Genomic DNA, 15,694 nt, shown 5'->3' on the forward strand with positions numbered 1-15,694 from the left:
GTCAGATGTCCACGGTCTCGACATCGTAGCTATAGAGCCAGTCATAGCGGTCGTGGATCGGCGCGCGGCTCCACTCGCTTTCCATGTAGCGCACGGCGCCCTCTTCGGTCGCGAGAGCCGCTTCATGGAAGCGGGCGGTGTTGTCCTTGGCGCCGCGCACCATGCGGCTGGTGCGCTCGACACGGGCCCCTTCGTAGCGACGAAGGGCTTCCTGGGGATCGTCATACTTGTCCAGGCAGCGGCCAAGGATGACGCCATCTTCGATCGACATCACCGCGCCCTGTGCCAGGAAGGGCAAGGTGGCGTGGCACGCGTCGCCAAGCAGCGTCGCGCGGCCCTTGCTCCAGACCTGCCGTGGCGTGCGCTCCATGAACGCCCATTTCATGATCGCCGGCGCGGCATGGATCAGGGTCTGCACATCCTCGTGCCAGCCCTTGAAATCATTGGCGCATTCCTCGACGGACCCCTGTGTGTACCAGCTCTCGACCTGCCAGTCGTCGCGCTCGATGGTGCCGATCATGTTCATGAGCTGCCCGCCACGCAGCGGGTAATTGACGAGATGGCCGCCAGGGCCGATCCACGTCCAGCCGACCATCTGCCGCATATGCTCGGGCAGCCGCTCCATGGGGATAACGGCGCGCCAGGCGATCATGCCGGTGAAGCTGGCCTCGTCGTCGCCGAAGAGGGACTTGCGGACAGCGGATTTCACGCCATCGGCGCCGACCAGAACGTCGCCGCTGACGGTGCGCCCGCCGGAGAGGTGCAGGGCTGCCCCGTCGTCCGACACGTCCACATCCTCGACATGGCAGGAGAGATGCACGGCGTCCGGCTTGATGGCCTGCACCGCGTTGATCAGCGTGTTGAGAAGGTCCGGCCGGTAGACCGTCAGATAGGGGTAGCCATATTTCTCGACGGCCATCTTGCCGAGGTCGAACATCTCCCAGGCGCGGCCGGTGTTCCAGAGGCGGAATTCCTTGCGGCGCGGCTCGCAGGATGCCTGGCGGAGCGCGTCGAACACGCCGAGTGCATCGAGCGCGCGCGATCCGTTGGGGCTGATCTGCACGCCGGCGCCGACTTCACCCAGCTCGGGGGCCTGTTCGTAGACGTCGACGTCATAGCCGCGGCGCAGCAGCGACAGCGCGGCGCTCATGCCGCCAATGCCACCGCCGGCGATGATGATCTTTGGCGACTTGCTCACGCGTTGCTCCAGTCTGAAAAGGGGGAAGGGGAGAAGGTCGGGAAGGGCCGGGTCATGGCAGGCGGCTCCGCAGCCAGCCGAGCTTGCGCATCACCGGGTCGTCCGAGACGCGCAGGAGAACGGCGTCGTCCAGCGCGCGGAAGCTGTGCGGGCGCCAGGCCGGGACGGCGACGGTATCGCCGAACGCCCAGGCGTGATGCTCGCCATCGATTTCGGCGATTCCGCGGCCCTGCACGACCGCGAAGATGGCGTTGGCGGTGGTCTGCACGGGCGCCGTGGCCTGTCCGGCCCCGATGCGGTGCATGTGCAGCGCGATGGTGTCGAGCTGCGCCGGGCCGAGTTCGACTACGATGGGAACGTCCGGGCCCTGCCGGGCCTGTTCCGCCTCGAAAGCAGCAAGCGTCTCTTCCCAGCGGAAAGCGATGGGGGCCTGGTCGAGCCGTTCGACCTGCTTTTCGATGCCATCCGGGTGCGGCTCGTAGAACATCGGTTCGAGCAGATGGACGAGCGGCACGTCGAGAAAGTCCATCCAGTAGCATTGCGCCGCGCCGTCATTGGCGTGGGAATGCCAGGCCCAGTTGGGCGTGAGCAGCACGTCGCCGGGGCGCATCTCGACCTGCTTGCCGTCGACCACGGTCGAGGTGCCGCGCCCTTCGAGGATAAGCCGCAGCGCATTGGGTGTGTGCCGGTGGGCGCGCGCCGTCTCGCCGGGGCGGATCATCTGATAGGCAGCGACGATCGTGCGCACAGTGGAATAGACATTGCCTTCCACCGGGTTGAACATGGTGAGATTGCGCCGTTCGGCCTGCTGCGTGTCGATCAGTTCGCCGGCCCGGTCGAGGATTGGCTTCACATCCGCATAATGCCAGACATGCGGCAGGAAATTGCGGCGCGGCTCGGGCCAGAGCGCCGGGAAGCGGCGATGCCATCCGCCTTCCATGTTGAGGCTGGTGAAGCTCCCGTACAGAGCCGTCAGCGCCTTATCGCGATCCGCGCCCATCTCAGGCCTGCTTGATGATGGGCGGAACGTAGGGCTGCGCGAAGACCTCCGTCATGCCTTCCTGGCCCTGCACCACGTCCACGGCCATTTCGCCGACCTGGTCGATCACGATGCGGATGCGATCGCCGTCCACCACCGGGCCGACGCCTTCCGGCGTGCCGGTGGCAATGATGTCGCCCGGCTGGAGCGTCATGACGGCCGAGGCCGTCGCGATCATGCCCGGAATGTCGAGCACCAGGTCGCGCGTGTTGGCCTTCTGGCGCAGGTCGTCATTGACCCACAATTTCATGTCGAGCGTCGCGGGATCGTTCACCGCGTCGGCGGTCGTGATCCACGGGCCGACCGGGCAGAATGTGTCATAGGCCTTGCGGAACACACGTTCCTCGCGGCCGCGCACCACCATGTCGAGCAGGCAGGCGTAGCCGAAGACGACATCCTTCCAGTCCTCCCGCGCGACGCTCCGGCAGGTCTTGCCGATGATGATCGCCAGTTCGCTTTCGTGATGCACCTCGCGCCCCGGGACGGCGGGCAGCACGACCGGGTCGGTCGGGCCGGACAGTGCCGATCCGGGCTTCAGGAAGAAGCCCTGGTTGGTGGCGCGATACTGCGCCTGCATCTCGCGACCGTGCGCGTGGTAATTGACGGGGTAGGCGATGATCTTGTTCGGCCAGGGAACCGGCGTTTCGAGGCTGACCTGCGCCAGCGGGATCCGGGCGAGTCCGGGGAGAGCCGCTTCGATTGCGCCGCGCAGTCCCTCGAAATCACGGATCAGGCGGATCATGTTCATGTCCGGCCATTGCGCCGGGTCGGCCCCGGTCAGCGCCGTGATGTCCGCGATCTCGTCGCCGATCACCACACCCAGCCGTCCACCGTCAAATCTTGCCAGTCGCATCCCGACTCCTGTAAGTTCTATTAGACAGAATATTATTCTGTTTTAGCGAGAGAGAGCAGGGAATTCAACCCCATCCGCTGGCATCGGCTAGAAGTCTGCGCGAAATGCTGCGTGTTCGAGAGAATGGAATGAACGCACCCCGGGCCGGAGCGCAGCCGATCACCTCTGGCTAAAGCCCGCTGGAAATCATGGGGAAGGAAAGGGGGGCAGCCAGCGGAGAGACGGGCTGCCCCCGGGAGATCAGAACCGCACCCGGAAGCGCGCGCCGTATGTGCGCGGCGGAGCGATGTCCTGACCATTATAGTTGTTGATGAAGGGATACTGCTGCGTGCCGGTATAGACCGCCTCGTTTCCGATGTTCCGCACGAAGAGCTGGACGGAATAGCCATTGTCCGGCGCCCGGTAGGTGAGGCTCGCGTTGAACAAGGCATAGGCATCGGCCCGTGCGTTCTCGACGAACTCGGCGGCGAGCCAGCGCGAGGATGCAAAGCTCATGTCCGGCGAGAATTCGATCGCGGCGCCATTGGCCAGGTCGAATGTGTGCGTATAGCTGACCGTGCCGGACCATGTGGGCGTGCGCGGCAGCTGGAAGCCGGTGCAGTCGATCGTCCAGAAGCCGATCTGCGTCGTGCCCCCGGCGACCGGCGTCACGTCGCACGACGTGCGTGCCGAGGGATTGGCCGCCCGATAGTTGCGATAGGAGAATTCCTTGTATTCGCTGTCGACATATTCGACTGCGACCCGGAACTGGTCGTTGCGGGAGGGGAAGAGCGTCAGGTCGATGCTCGCGCCCTTGGCCACGGCCTTGCCGGCGTTGAACAGGGAGGAAACCTGCGCGCCGCCGCGATCCAGCGACGTGAAATTCTCCTGCCGGTCGCGATAATCCATATAGAACAGCTCGGCGTTGAACTGGACCAGACGGTTGAAGAAGCGGTTCTTGGCGCCCAGCGTATAGGCTGTCACTTCCTCGGGCTTGTAGGGGTCGATGTCCGCATTGGACTGGCCGCCGGACTTGAAGCCCGTCGCGACGCTCGCATAGAGCATGCTGTCGGGGCCGGCATCGAACTCCGCGCCCGCCTTGAAGTTCAGCTTGTTGACGCTGTAGGTGCCCTGCACGTTTGTGCCGGCCGACGTCAGGATCTCGCAGCTGTTCTGCGGTCCGGTCCCGGGCGTGGTGCAGCCTGCCGAGCCGAAGAGCGCATAGCGATGGCCGTCGACGCTCTTCTTTTCATCGGTATAGCGCAGGCCGCCCGTCAAGCGCAGCGCGTCCGTCAGCGAGTAGGTGAGTTCGCCGAAAGCGGCATAAGCCTCCGTGCTCAGGTCCGCGACGAAGGCGGTGTCCGAGGCGAAGCCCAGTCGCACCGAATTGTAGCTGTCCTGATCCTCGCGGAAATAATAGCCGCCCACGACCCATTTGAGCTTGTCGTTCGCATTGCCGAGACGGATTTCCAGGGTCTTGGCGTCGGAGGTGGATGGTGCGCCGGTGAACTCGTTGACCGTGTTGAAGTAGAGGGCCGGCATGACGAGGGAATCCGTTTCCACGCGCTGATAGGCGGGGATGACGGTGAGCGTCGCGGGGCCGAGATTCCAGTCGAGATGGGCATTGACGCCCCAGATCGTGATGTTCTGGTACACCTGGCTCGTATCGAGCGGATAGATGCCCGGGGGCGCGGTAACGCGGCCGATCAGCGCGTTCAGGCTTTCGTCGATGGATGTCCAGCGATCGTCGGGGATGATCGGCTGGGGATTGGTGATCCCGGGCGCGTTGGGCGCGGTGGGTTCATAGACCACCTTGCCGGGGCCACGGCCGCCGAGATGCTGGTAGTTGAGGCCGAGGCGCAAAGTGACGTCCGCGCTCGGTTCGGTCTTGAACTGCAGGCGAAAGGAATGATGCTTGTCGTCATCCGTGCCGTCGCTGATATAACCTTCGCGCGAGACGCCCTGGAACGAGGCGCGCAAGGCTGAGCTCGTGCCGATCGGGATGTTGATCGCGCCCTCGGCATTGAAGCCGTTATAGTTCTGAAAGCCCGCGCTTACATAACCCTCGAACGTACCGATCCGCGGCTCGACGGGAATGATGTTGATGGCGCCGCCGGTCGAGTTGCGGCCATAAAGTGTGCCCTGGGGGCCCTTGAGCACTTCCACGCGCTCGAGATCGAAGAAGGTGCCGGCGACATATTGGGTGCGCGCCGCGAACACGCCGTCATAGGCCTGCGCAACGGCCGAGTTGCTGTAGCCGGTCGTGGAGAAGTCGCCCGCGCCGCGGATATAGACCTGGAGCGCCGAACCGCCCTGTGTGATCTGCACGCCCGGTGAGAGGCGGGCGATGTCGGTGGCCTGGGAAACGCCGGCCTGCTGCAGCTTGTCGGCGGACAGCACGTCGATGGAGATGGCCGTCTTCTGGGCGCTCTCGCGCCGGAATTGCGCGGTGACCACGATTTCCTCGGTGGACGCGTCGTTCGCCCCGGCAGCCTCGTCGGGCGCCTCCTGCGCATGAAGCTGCATGGGCATCGTCATCGCACACAGGGCTGCGCCGGCCATCAGACGGACGACGCGGGTCTGCTGTTTCATCATTCCCCTCCAGAATCAGACTAGGTCAAGCGCTTGCCCGCTCTCGAACCGCGCCGTTTATTGTTCTAACTAACAGAACGATGTTCTTTTTAAGAGATCGTCGAGCGCTTGTCAATCGAGGCTGACGGCATGTCCTGGTCTCGCGAGCGGGGCGCGGCCTCCGCGCGCCTCGGAGACGCGGCGCCTTCTGCGGGGGGAGGAGGCGGAGTGGGATTGCATTGACCCGACCGCCAGAAAGCTACTGGACAAGATCACGACTCATTTTTAGAATGGTGTTCTATTTTTAGAACATCGTCGCGCCTTCGGCTGCCAGCTGGCTTCAGACGTTCTGCCTTAGGAGATGCCCATGACCACGTTTCCCGACGTTCCGGCCTTCACCGGTTTCAACACGCCCTCGCGCGTCGAAGCCAATGTCGAGGATCTCAACGTGCATGGGCAGATCCCGCCGGAAATGGATGGCGCTTTCTATCGGGTGCAACCCGAGCACCAGTTCCCGCCCAAGCTGGGTAACGACATCGCGTTCAACGGGGATGGGATGATTTCCATGTTCCGGTTCAGGAACGGCAAGGTGAACTTCACCCAGCGCTGGGCAAAGACGGACAAATGGAAGCTGGAGAACGAGGCCGGGCGGGCGCTGTTCGGCGCATATCGCAATCCGCTGACCGACGATGAGACCGTCAAGGGGAAGATCCGCGGCACGGCGAACACCAATGCCTATATCCACGGTGGCCGTCTTTATGCGCTCAAGGAGGATTCGCCGCCGCTGGTCATGGACTCGATAACGCTGGAGACGCAGGGCTACATCGACTTCCACGGGAAGATGAAAGGCGAGACCTTCTCGGCGCATCCCAAGACTGATCCCGCGACGGGCAATCTATGCAGCTTCGGCTATGCCTCCAAAGGCGTGCTCACCCGCGACATGACCTATTACGAGATCAGTCCGGATGGCGAGCTGCTCTACGATGTGTGGTTCGAAACGCCCTATTACTGCATGATGCACGACTTCGCGATCACGCCCGATTATGCGCTCTTCTCGGTCATGCCGATGACCAGCAGCTGGGAACGGCTGGCGGCCGGCAAGCCGCATTTCGGTTTCGATACCTCACTGCCGACCTATCTGGCGGTCATGCCGCGCAAGCCGGGGACGACGGCGGACGACATCCGCTGGTTCAAGGGCGGCAACTGCTTCACCGCGCATGTGATGAACGCTTTCCAGGAGGGCTCGAAGATCCATCTCGACCTGCCGGTGGCGGCGAACAACATGATGCCCTTCTTCCCGGACATCAACGATGCGCCGTTCGATCCGGTGGCGGGCGCGACCTATCTGACGCGCTGGACCGTCGACATGAACCAGAATGACGAGGACTATAAGTCCGTGCGGCTTTCCGAGATGATCGGTGAGTTCCCGAAGATCGACGACCGGTTTACCGGCCAGAAGAATCGCTATGGCTGGATGGTCGTGATCGATCCGTCCCAGCCGGTCGAGATGAAGGGCGGCAGCGCTGGCGGCTGGGTGATGAACACGCTCGGCTTTGTCGATCTGGAGACCGGCGCGGAGCAGAAATGGTGGTGCGGCCCGGTGTCCTCCATCCAGGAGCCCTGCTTCGTGCCACGGTCACCCGACGCGCCGGAAGGCGATGGCTGGATCGTCATGGTCTGCAATCGGCTGGAGGAGCGCGGCAGCGACCTGCTGATCTTCGAGGCGACGAATATTGCCGGCGGGCCAATCGCGACGATCAACATCCCGGTCCGCCTGCGCTTCGGCCTCCATGGCAACTGGGCCGACGCGGATCGGATCCGGCCGCTGGAACGGGCGGCCTGAGCGGAAGGAAGGCGACGGACCGGGCAAGGCGACGCATTGTCCGGCCGTTCCTCGCGAAGTGATCCAGCCGACAGGCCCCGTCAGCGGGCGAGGCCGCCGCTCACGAGATCGGCCAGCGTATCGCTGGCTCTGGACCAGTCCATCTTGCTGATGTCGAAATCCATGATCGCGGCCAGACGCCCGCCATGGGCCTGTGGATAGAGATAAGTGCCGAGCACGATGGTCATCATGAGGAAGAAGCGCTCCTCGTCGATATCCGGCATGGCCCGGCGCAGCAGCGCGATCAGGCGGCCGCGCACCGGCGTGACGAGGGGACGCGTGATGCTGCGCGCTTCTTCGGAAGGGTCAGTCAGCGCGCAGCAATAGACCATGTGGCTGCGCCGCGCTTCGCCTTCGCTGCCGCTGCGGCTGATGGCGGATTCGAAAAAAGCCTGGACGATATCGCGCACACCGGGCTTGCCCAGCTGCTCGATCCTGTCGAAATTCTCGTGCTGCGCCTTGTGGATGGGGTCGAAATGGCGCTGGAACACTTCCTCGAAAAGATGGCGCTTGCTCGTCCAGTTGCGGCTCAGGGAAGCGAGGCTGGTGCCCGCCTGCGCGGCGATCGCGCGGATCGTGCAGCGGTCATAGCCGTAGCGGATGAACTGTTCGTCCGCGGCGAGCAGGAAGCGGGCCTTGCTGGACTGATCGGCGCTCCCCTCCGCCATGACTTTGCCGGAGGTCGCGCGCCGGGGCGTCCTGTCGCTCATGCCCGGTCACTCATCAGCCGTCATTCCACCATAATGTCCGTCGAGATAGATCAGCGCATCGCTGGACGGATCGAGCGCGACATAATCCACCAGACCGCGAATGACCATATGACTGCCGAACGGTTCGGCCTTGTCCACTCGGCAGACCAGGCCGGCGAGCGCGGACTCCAGCAGGGGGATGCCGCTGGCATGCGTGGTCCAGTCGCCATGGCCGAAGCGCTCCGCCGCGGGTGCGGTGACGAACGCATGGCAAGGCGCCTGATGCGCCCGGGCGAGGATGTTGATGCCGAACAGGCCGCGCGCCAGCAGCGGCTCGCACAGCGAGGCATTGCGATTGATGGCCAGCAGCAGTGAGGGTGGCTCCATGCTCAGCGACATCAGCGCCGTCATGGCGATGCCGTAGCGCGCGCCTCCGGCATCTGCTGTCGTGACGAGTGCGACGCCGCTTGCGAGGCGTCGCATCGCGTTTCGGAAATCGGCCGCCAGCGTCTCGTCGATGCGGGCGGCCTCGCTCTGCTGGGGAGGCGCGTTCACGGACATCAGCCGGGCAGGATGCCCGACTTCTGCATGAACTCGCGCACCTGCCCCCATTCGCCGTCGCGTTGCGCGGTCATGTGGTCGCCGATGCGGGCGCGGCTCTGACTGGTGAGATAGAACATCTCATAGAGCTCGACGCGGCTGCCCAGCGCCGAGCCCGCGAAATCCCAGGCCATGCGCATGATGCGGGCGCGGTCTTCAGCCGCGATGCCGTTGGAGCCGGGCAGATATTTGCGCAGCATGTCGCCGATTTCCGGATTCTCGAACAAGGCGAGCGAAGGGGTGCAAAGCAGATTGTGCGAGCCGATGGCCCGAATGATCTGGTTCACCCGCGTCATCCAGCCGGGCATCACGCAGCGCAGCACGGAGAGGTCGCGGTGCGGGAAGAAGGCGCCCGCGCCCCAGTCATGCGCGCGCTCCTCGGCGGCGATGATCGCCGAGCGGGTGAGCGAGAGATAGGCGTGGATCTCGCCGAGCTGCACCGCCACGTCCGGCGCGTTCAGGCTGTTCGTCACCTTGGCAATGCTGGAGCACAGGTCATAGGCGAATTCGAGCTTCACCATGGCGCGGATCGCCGTCTGCTGAAGCGTGTTGCCCGGCGAAACGCCCTGATTGAGGATGTTATAGACGTTGAGGTCGCCTTCGCAGAACAGGCGCTCATAGGGCACTTCGACATCGTCGAAGATCACGAAGGCATCCTGCTCGTCGAAGCGCGAGGAGAAGGGGGCGTCGGCCACGCTGGCGTTCACGCCATAATGATCGCGGCAGATCTGGATGACGCCCTTGGTGTTGACCGGGATCGAGAAGATGAGAGCATAATCCTCCGCGCCAGTGGGGATCGGCGCGGACGAGTAGACATAGATTTCGTCGGCGAGCGGCCCGAGCGTGGCGAGCACCTTGCCGCCCCGCACGATGACGCCATTCTCGTTGCGGCCCACGATACGCAGGGTCAGGTCCGAGTTCATCCCGGCAAGCGGTGGCGCACCCTTGTCGATGTTGGCATGCACGATGGTGTGCGTCATCGAGAGATCGCCCTCGATCACTTCACGATGGAAATTGCGCAGGCGCTCATAGCCTTCCGGCTTGCCCTGAGCCCAGATGTCCGCGCGCGCCGTATGGCCGGAGAGCACGACGTTTACATAATCGGGGGTGCGACCGAGCATGCCGTTCGAATAGCGGGCGAGACGCTCCAGCCCGCGATGGCGGATCATGAGATCCTCCTTCGACTTCGGCAGCATCAGGCTGACGTTCATTTTCTCGCCAGGCTTCTCCGGGTCATCGACAAGGCATTCGTCCGCATAGTCGAGCTGCCAGTCGAAATAGCCGGCCATGCCGTCGATCGAACCGGCGAGGCCGGGATCAGTGGCGACATCCACCTTGCCTTCGCCCAGCCAGACGACGCGGCCGTCATCGAGTGAAGCTTTATACTGCTTGCCATTGCGAACTGCCATGTCATCTCTCCTAAAACTGAAAACGCCTGTATTCACGATTCGCACTTGATGCAATATGGAACGTAACGAAGTTCTGTTTGAAAGAACGATTCGGCGAGCGGTCGCTGCCCCGCGCGCAAGCCAGGAGAGGACAGAGAATGCCGAACATCGATCACGCCCGCGCGCCGCAACACCTGCCCACCAGCACCGTCGAAGCGCTGAAGCGGCTGCTTGGCAGCGATGCCGTGCTGAATGAGGGGGCCGGTCTGGCCGAGTTCCACGATCCGTTCGAGGGGCCAGGCGCGCGGGATCATCAGCCGTCAATCGTCGTGCAGCCCTCCAGCGTGGAGGAAGTGCAGGCCGTGTTGCGCCTTGCCGGCGAGCAGGGCTTCCATATCTGGACCTCTTCCATGGGGCGGAATTATGGCTATGGCGGGTCGGCTCCGGTGGTGAATGGCGCGGTGGTGCTCAACTTCCGGCGCATGAACCGCATCCTGGAGATCGATGCCCGGCAGGGCCATGCGCTGATCGAGCCCGGCGTGAGCTTCCGCCAGCTCTACGACGCATTGCGCGCGGACGACGTGCCATTGATGATGTCCGTGCCGGATCTCGGCTGGGGGAGCATCATCGGCAATGCGCTGGACCATGGCTATGGCTACGGGGTGTGGGGCGATCATGCCGGGGCGCTATGCGGGCTGGAAGTCGTTCTGCCGGGCGGTGACCTGCTGCGCACGGGGCAGGGCGCCATCCCCGGCGGCCCGCTCTGGTCCAGCCATCGGCGCGGCTTTGGCCCTTCGCTGGACGAGCTGTTCAAGCAGAGCAATCTCGGCGTGGTGACCAAGGCGGGTCTGTGGCTGATGCCCCGCCCCGAGCAGTTCGTGATCGGCACGATCCAGTGCATGAAGACGACGGACATCGTGCCGCTGATCGAGACGCTGCGCTCGCTGCTGCAGGCCGGCGTGCTGCAGGGCATTCCCATGATCGTCGGCACGCCGGGGGACGACGAGGCCGTCGAGACGGGGCAAGCGCCCTTCACGCTCGCCAATATCAAGACGGTGCTGCGGCCGGGGCGCTGGAATGTCCGGCTCGGCCTTTACGGCCATGCCGGGATGATCGCGGCGCGGCGCGCGCTTCTGGAACATGCAATCGCAGGCATCCCCGGCGCGGAGCTGGAATTGCGCACATATCCCGGTACCGCCGGTCCGGACGACGTCGAGCCGCGCGACTATATCTCCGCCGGGATTCCCAACCAGCTGCTGCTGGAGCGCTTGCGAGGCTTGTTCGGCCAGAGCTTCGGCCATATGGATTTCTCGCCCGTGCTGCCCTGCACCGGCGAAGCGGCCCTGCGGCTCGACCATGCCGTGCGAGAGGTCTCGGCGCGTCATGGGTTGATCGGGCCGGTCGGGATGCTGCTCAACCAGCGCAGCATGGTGGCCGCCTGCATGCTGATGTTCGACGCGAGCGATCCGGCACGGGTCACCGCCGCGCGCACGGCCATGGCCGAGCTGTACGGGCAGGCGGCGGAATGGGGCTGCGCGCCCTATCGCGCACATGTGGCCCTCGCCGATCAGGCGCTTGGCATCTTCAGCTATAACGATCACGCGCTGGCCAGAACCTATGGGCGGATCAAGGACGCGCTCGATCCGGCGGGTCTGCTTTCGCCCGGCAATCATGGAATTTGGCCCGGGCGCCCGGCCCCATGAAACGACGGGCGCCCACAGCCTTCGACGGACCGGCCGGCCGGACGCGATTGACAGTCCGAAGACCATTCAATAAAAAGAACATCGTTCTGCTAAAAAGAACGATAAGCAGCACTGCTTGTGAGAGCAGGGTTTGCGGGTCGGCCCGGCGGCCGTCTTTATCACCCGACTGGGAGAGGATTTGCGGATGAGTGAGGACGGGCGCCCTTCGATCGGCACCATGCGGCGCTATGCATGGATGAACATATTCACCGGCTTCCTGGTATGGGGCGTCGCTCTGGCTGGCGTCTCGATGATGATGCCCATCATGTATGGCACCATCTCGCAGGACATGGGCTGGACGATTACCCAGACGACCAGCTTCATGGCGATCAAGTCGGCGGTGTCAGGTGTCGGTGGCCTCTTTGCCGGCGGGTTGATCGTGAAGTTCGGCCTCAAGCGCGTCTTCGTGCAATCCGTGGCGGTCATCGGCATTGCGACGCTGCTCCTCTATTTCGTCGATAGCCTGCCCATTTATTATGCGCTGGCTTCGGTCTCCGGCTTTGCCTCGATCCTCAGTCTCATCGCCATTCAGGTGACGCTGGCGAAATGGCATTCGGCCAGTATCGGGCGCATCACCGGCGTGGCGATGCTCGGTGGCGCGGCTGCCGGCACGATCGTACCTCTGGCGACGGCTTATGGATTGCAGCATTTCGGCTGGCACGCGACTGCGGCGACCGCCGGCGTTCTGGTGCTGGCCTTTGTCCTGCTTGCGGCCATCTTTCTCTTCCGCGAAGCACCGGAAGCTTATGGCTATACTGCCGACGAACTGGACCCGGGTCCGGCCGGTGGCAGGAGCAGGAAGGCCGGCGCAACGCCTGCAACCGATGCGGGCCCCGAGTTCCGCTCCATCCTGAAGACGCGCCAGTTCATCCTGCTCATCGTGGCGGCAGCACTGTCCGGCGCGATCAGCAACGGGGTGAATGAATATATCCCGCTGTTCGTTGAGCGGCAGGCCAATCTCGGCGCCTATATGGCGGCGCTCGGCTTCACGATCGTCATCGTCATCTCGGGGCTGGGCAAGATCCTGTTCGGCTGGGTGTTCGATCGCTTCTCGACCCGGGGCGTAGCGGCCTGCTGGGCGCTGTGCGGCGTGGCTGTGCTGCTGTCCTTCCCGGTTGCGGGGTTCGCCACCTTCCTCATCTTCATGCTGGTGCGCGGCGTGTCACATGGCGGTGTCGTGGTGCAGGCGCCGGTCCTGGCGCGGCATCTTTACGGCATCAGGCCGATTGCGCAGGTCATCGCTTTCCTCAATGCCGCTTTCCATCTCGGCGCGTCGCTCGGCATCTGGGCGATCGGCATCGGCGTCGATCTGACTGGCGGCTTCGGCATTCCGTTCATCGCCGTCGCGGTGGTGGCAGCCATATGCGCGCTCATCGGTCTCGGCCTCGAACCCCGTTACTGGGCCGGCTACACCGCCCGGCGCGCGCCTTCCCATGCATGAGGGGGAACGCCTGCTGATCCTGGGCGCGGCGAGCCTCGTCGCGTCCGCGATCAGCGCCTGCTTCTCGGTAGGCGGCGGTTATGTCCTCTTTGGCGCGCTGACATGGATCATGCCGCTTCCTTCGGCGATCGCGATGCAGTCGGTCCTGTCCTTTGGGTCGCTCGTCTCCCGGTCCTTCGCCTTCTGGGCCGAGATCGACTGGCCGATCGTGCGCAGCTTCACGGCCGGCTCGCTGCTCGGCGTCGGCGCGGGGCTCTGGCTCTTCGTGCGGACGCCCGAGGGCATTTTGTCGCTGCTGCTCGGCCTGCTGCTGCTGGCGCTTGCCTGGGCGCCGGGCGTCCGTTGGGGCCTGCGACAGGGCGCGTCCTATTTCGGCGTCGGCATCCTCCATGCGGTAGTGGGCACGCTCTTCGGCCTCGGTGCGGTGCTCCAGCCGGTGCTGCTCCGCTCGAGCCTCAGCCGCACGGCCATTGTCGGGACTTTCGCGACCTGCATCATCCTGCTCGAGACGCTGCGGACTGCGGGCTATGCCAGTGCCGGCTTTGCTTATGCGTCCTATTGGCCGGAAATCCTCGTCGCGACGGTGACTGGTCTGGCCGGCACATGGATCGGCAAGCGCATGGTGCCGAGGATCTCGGAGTGCCATTTCCGCTTCGTCCTGCGCCTTTTCATCACCGCGCTGGGGCTGCGCTTCGTCCACAAGGGGCTTGCCTGATGATCCGCGCCGCTTCGCAGCTCCATTCCGACAGGAGAATGAGATGACAGCCGTCCTTCCCGGCACGGTCAGCCCGGCCGCCTTCGCCCGGGCGCTGGCCGGATTTCGCGCCATCGTCGGTTCACAGGCCGTTCTCGACAGTGACGAGGACCGGCAGACCTATATCGATCCCTATGCGTTGGGCGACGGGCTCGCGCATGACTGCTCGGCCATCGTGGCACCCGCCTCCACGGAGGAAGTGCGGGCCATCCTGCGCGTCGCCAACGAGTTCAGCGTGGCGCTCTGGCCGGTCAGCCGGGGCAAGAATCTCGGCTACGGCGCGGCCTCGCCGGCGGAGCGCGGCAATGTGATCCTCGATCTCAGCCGCATGAACCGCATCATCGCAGTGAACGAGAAGCAGGCCCATTGCTTCATCGAGCCCGGCGTCAGCTTCTTCGATCTCTATCGCCATCTTGCCGAGAAGAAGATCCCGCTGTGGATGTCCACGCCCGGCAACAGCTGGGGGAGCATCATCGGCAACGCGCTGGATCGCGGCATCGGCTACACACCCTATGGCGACCATTGCGAGCAGATCTGCGGCATGGAAGTGGTCCTGCCGGATGGCGATCTGGTGCGCACCGGCATGGGTGCGATGGCTGGCAGCGCCGGCTGGCAGCATTATAAATATGGCTATGGCCCCGGCTGGGATCAGATGTTCTTCCAGTCCAATCTCGGGGTGGTGACGGGCGCCGGCCTATGGCTGCAGCCGGAACCGGAAATGACAGCCAAGGTCGAACTGGCCTTCCCGAAGTTCGAGGATGCGGAATGGGCGATCGACCTGCTGGCGGACTTGCGGCGGCGCGACGTCATCCAGCACAATATCGTGTTCGGCAGCCCCGTGCGTTCGGCCTCTGTCCTGTCCCAGCGCGCGGAATGGTATGACGGCCCCGGCGCCATTCCGGACAGCGCCTGCGAGGCGATGATCCGCAAACTCGGCATTGGCTGGTGGAATGCCAAGGTCAGTCTGTTCGGCCATGCAGCGACCGTGAAGGCGCAGGTGGAGATCATCCGCAAACTGTTCGAGCCCCGTCTCGGCAAGGAACTGAAGTTCGAGCTGTGGGAACAGGGCGATCCGCCCGAGAAGTCCGCGCGGGGCATTCCCACGACCATCGGCCTGCAAAGCGTCAACTGGTATGGCGGGCGGGGCGGGCACCTCAGCTTCGCGCCGGTGATGCCGTCGGACGGCAAGCTGATCCTGGACTATGCCCGCAAGATCAAGGCCTATTACGAGCAGGTCGGGCAGGACTATTATGCCAGCTTCACCATCGGGCGGCGGCACGTCAACAATGTGAGCCTCATTCTCTACGACCGGGACGATCCCGCGATGGTGGCGCGCGTGGACAAGCTGTACCGTCATCTCGTCACCGAGGCGGCCTCGCAGGGCTTCGGCGAATATCGCGGCCACATCTCCTACATGGATCTGGTCGCCGAAACGTTCGACTTCAACGATCATGCGCTGCGCAGGCTCAACGACAAGGTCAAGGCCTGTCTCGATCCCAACAACATCATCGCGCCGGGCCGCAACGGCATCGGGACGAGGCGCGCATGAAGAGGGAGG

At 64.2% G+C, this 15,694-nt stretch carries 12 protein-coding genes; 5 read left to right on the forward strand and 7 right to left on the reverse strand.

Annotation, left to right across the window (positions count from 1 at the left end):
• Position 1 precedes the first annotated feature (1 nt).
• The 4 genes from SLG_RS05520 to SLG_RS05535 all read right to left on the reverse strand — a co-directional run bounded on the left by SLG_RS05520 (position 2) and on the right by SLG_RS05535 (position 5,661).
• Positions 2-1,198 (reverse strand): FAD-dependent monooxygenase, encoded by a 1,197-nt coding sequence (locus tag SLG_RS05520; RefSeq protein ID WP_014075452.1) that lies wholly within the window; start codon positions 1,196-1,198, stop codon positions 2-4.
• Between the two features lie 52 nt (positions 1,199-1,250).
• Complete coding sequence (locus SLG_RS05525; protein WP_014075453.1) at positions 1,251-2,198, reverse strand: cupin domain-containing protein; 948 nt, start codon at positions 2,196-2,198, stop codon at positions 1,251-1,253.
• A gap of 1 nt (position 2,199) precedes the next feature.
• Positions 2,200-3,090, reverse strand: coding sequence for a fumarylacetoacetate hydrolase family protein (locus SLG_RS05530; RefSeq protein WP_014075454.1), 891 nt, complete (start codon positions 3,088-3,090; stop codon positions 2,200-2,202).
• 240 nt (positions 3,091-3,330) lie between these two features.
• Positions 3,331-5,661 carry a TonB-dependent receptor gene (locus SLG_RS05535; protein WP_051003702.1) on the reverse strand — a complete coding sequence of 777 codons (2,331 nt, stop codon included), beginning with the start codon at positions 5,659-5,661 and terminating at the stop codon, positions 3,331-3,333.
• Between the two features lie 346 nt (positions 5,662-6,007).
• Between SLG_RS05535 and SLG_RS05540 the strand changes: the two genes are divergently transcribed.
• A complete protein-coding gene (locus SLG_RS05540) occupies positions 6,008-7,483 on the forward strand; it encodes a carotenoid oxygenase family protein (protein WP_014075456.1) in 1,476 nt (491 codons plus the stop codon).
• An 80-nt stretch (positions 7,484-7,563) separates the two neighbouring features.
• Here SLG_RS05540 and SLG_RS05545 read toward each other — a convergent pair whose 3' ends face one another.
• From SLG_RS05545 to SLG_RS05555, 3 genes are read right to left on the reverse strand one after another with little or no spacing between them, the layout of a single operon-like run.
• On the reverse strand, positions 7,564-8,232 hold the full coding sequence (locus tag SLG_RS05545; RefSeq protein ID WP_014075457.1) for a TetR/AcrR family transcriptional regulator: 669 nt from the start codon (positions 8,230-8,232) through the stop codon (positions 7,564-7,566).
• A gap of 6 nt (positions 8,233-8,238) precedes the next feature.
• The gene (locus SLG_RS05550; RefSeq protein WP_158512683.1) at positions 8,239-8,766 is read right to left on the reverse strand and encodes a flavin reductase family protein; all 528 of its coding nucleotides are present in this window, start codon (positions 8,764-8,766) and stop codon (positions 8,239-8,241) included.
• A gap of 5 nt (positions 8,767-8,771) precedes the next feature.
• Complete coding sequence (locus SLG_RS05555) at positions 8,772-10,220, reverse strand: 4-hydroxyphenylacetate 3-hydroxylase N-terminal domain-containing protein (protein WP_014075459.1); 1,449 nt, start codon at positions 10,218-10,220, stop codon at positions 8,772-8,774.
• Positions 10,221-10,357: 137 nt separating this feature from the next.
• Here SLG_RS05555 and SLG_RS05560 point away from each other — a divergent pair, with 137 nt between their 5' ends.
• The 4 genes from SLG_RS05560 to SLG_RS05575 all read left to right on the forward strand — a co-directional run bounded on the left by SLG_RS05560 (position 10,358) and on the right by SLG_RS05575 (position 15,685).
• Positions 10,358-11,902 carry an FAD-binding oxidoreductase gene (locus tag SLG_RS05560; protein ID WP_014075460.1) on the forward strand — a complete coding sequence of 515 codons (1,545 nt, stop codon included), beginning with the start codon at positions 10,358-10,360 and terminating at the stop codon, positions 11,900-11,902.
• Positions 11,903-12,086: 184 nt separating this feature from the next.
• Complete coding sequence (locus SLG_RS05565; RefSeq protein ID WP_014075461.1) at positions 12,087-13,382, forward strand: MFS transporter; 1,296 nt, start codon at positions 12,087-12,089, stop codon at positions 13,380-13,382.
• Positions 13,375-14,097 (forward strand): sulfite exporter TauE/SafE family protein, encoded by a 723-nt coding sequence (locus SLG_RS05570; RefSeq protein ID WP_014075462.1) that lies wholly within the window; start codon positions 13,375-13,377, stop codon positions 14,095-14,097. Before SLG_RS05565 ends, SLG_RS05570 begins: the two co-directional genes overlap by 8 nt.
• Positions 14,098-14,140: 43 nt before the next feature.
• Positions 14,141-15,685 carry an FAD-binding oxidoreductase gene (locus SLG_RS05575; RefSeq protein ID WP_014075463.1) on the forward strand — a complete coding sequence of 515 codons (1,545 nt, stop codon included), beginning with the start codon at positions 14,141-14,143 and terminating at the stop codon, positions 15,683-15,685.
• Positions 15,686-15,694 lie beyond the last annotated feature (9 nt).

This window comes from Sphingobium sp. SYK-6, assembly GCF_000283515.1.
GTDB classification, from domain to species: domain Bacteria; phylum Pseudomonadota; class Alphaproteobacteria; order Sphingomonadales; family Sphingomonadaceae; genus Sphingobium; species Sphingobium lignivorans.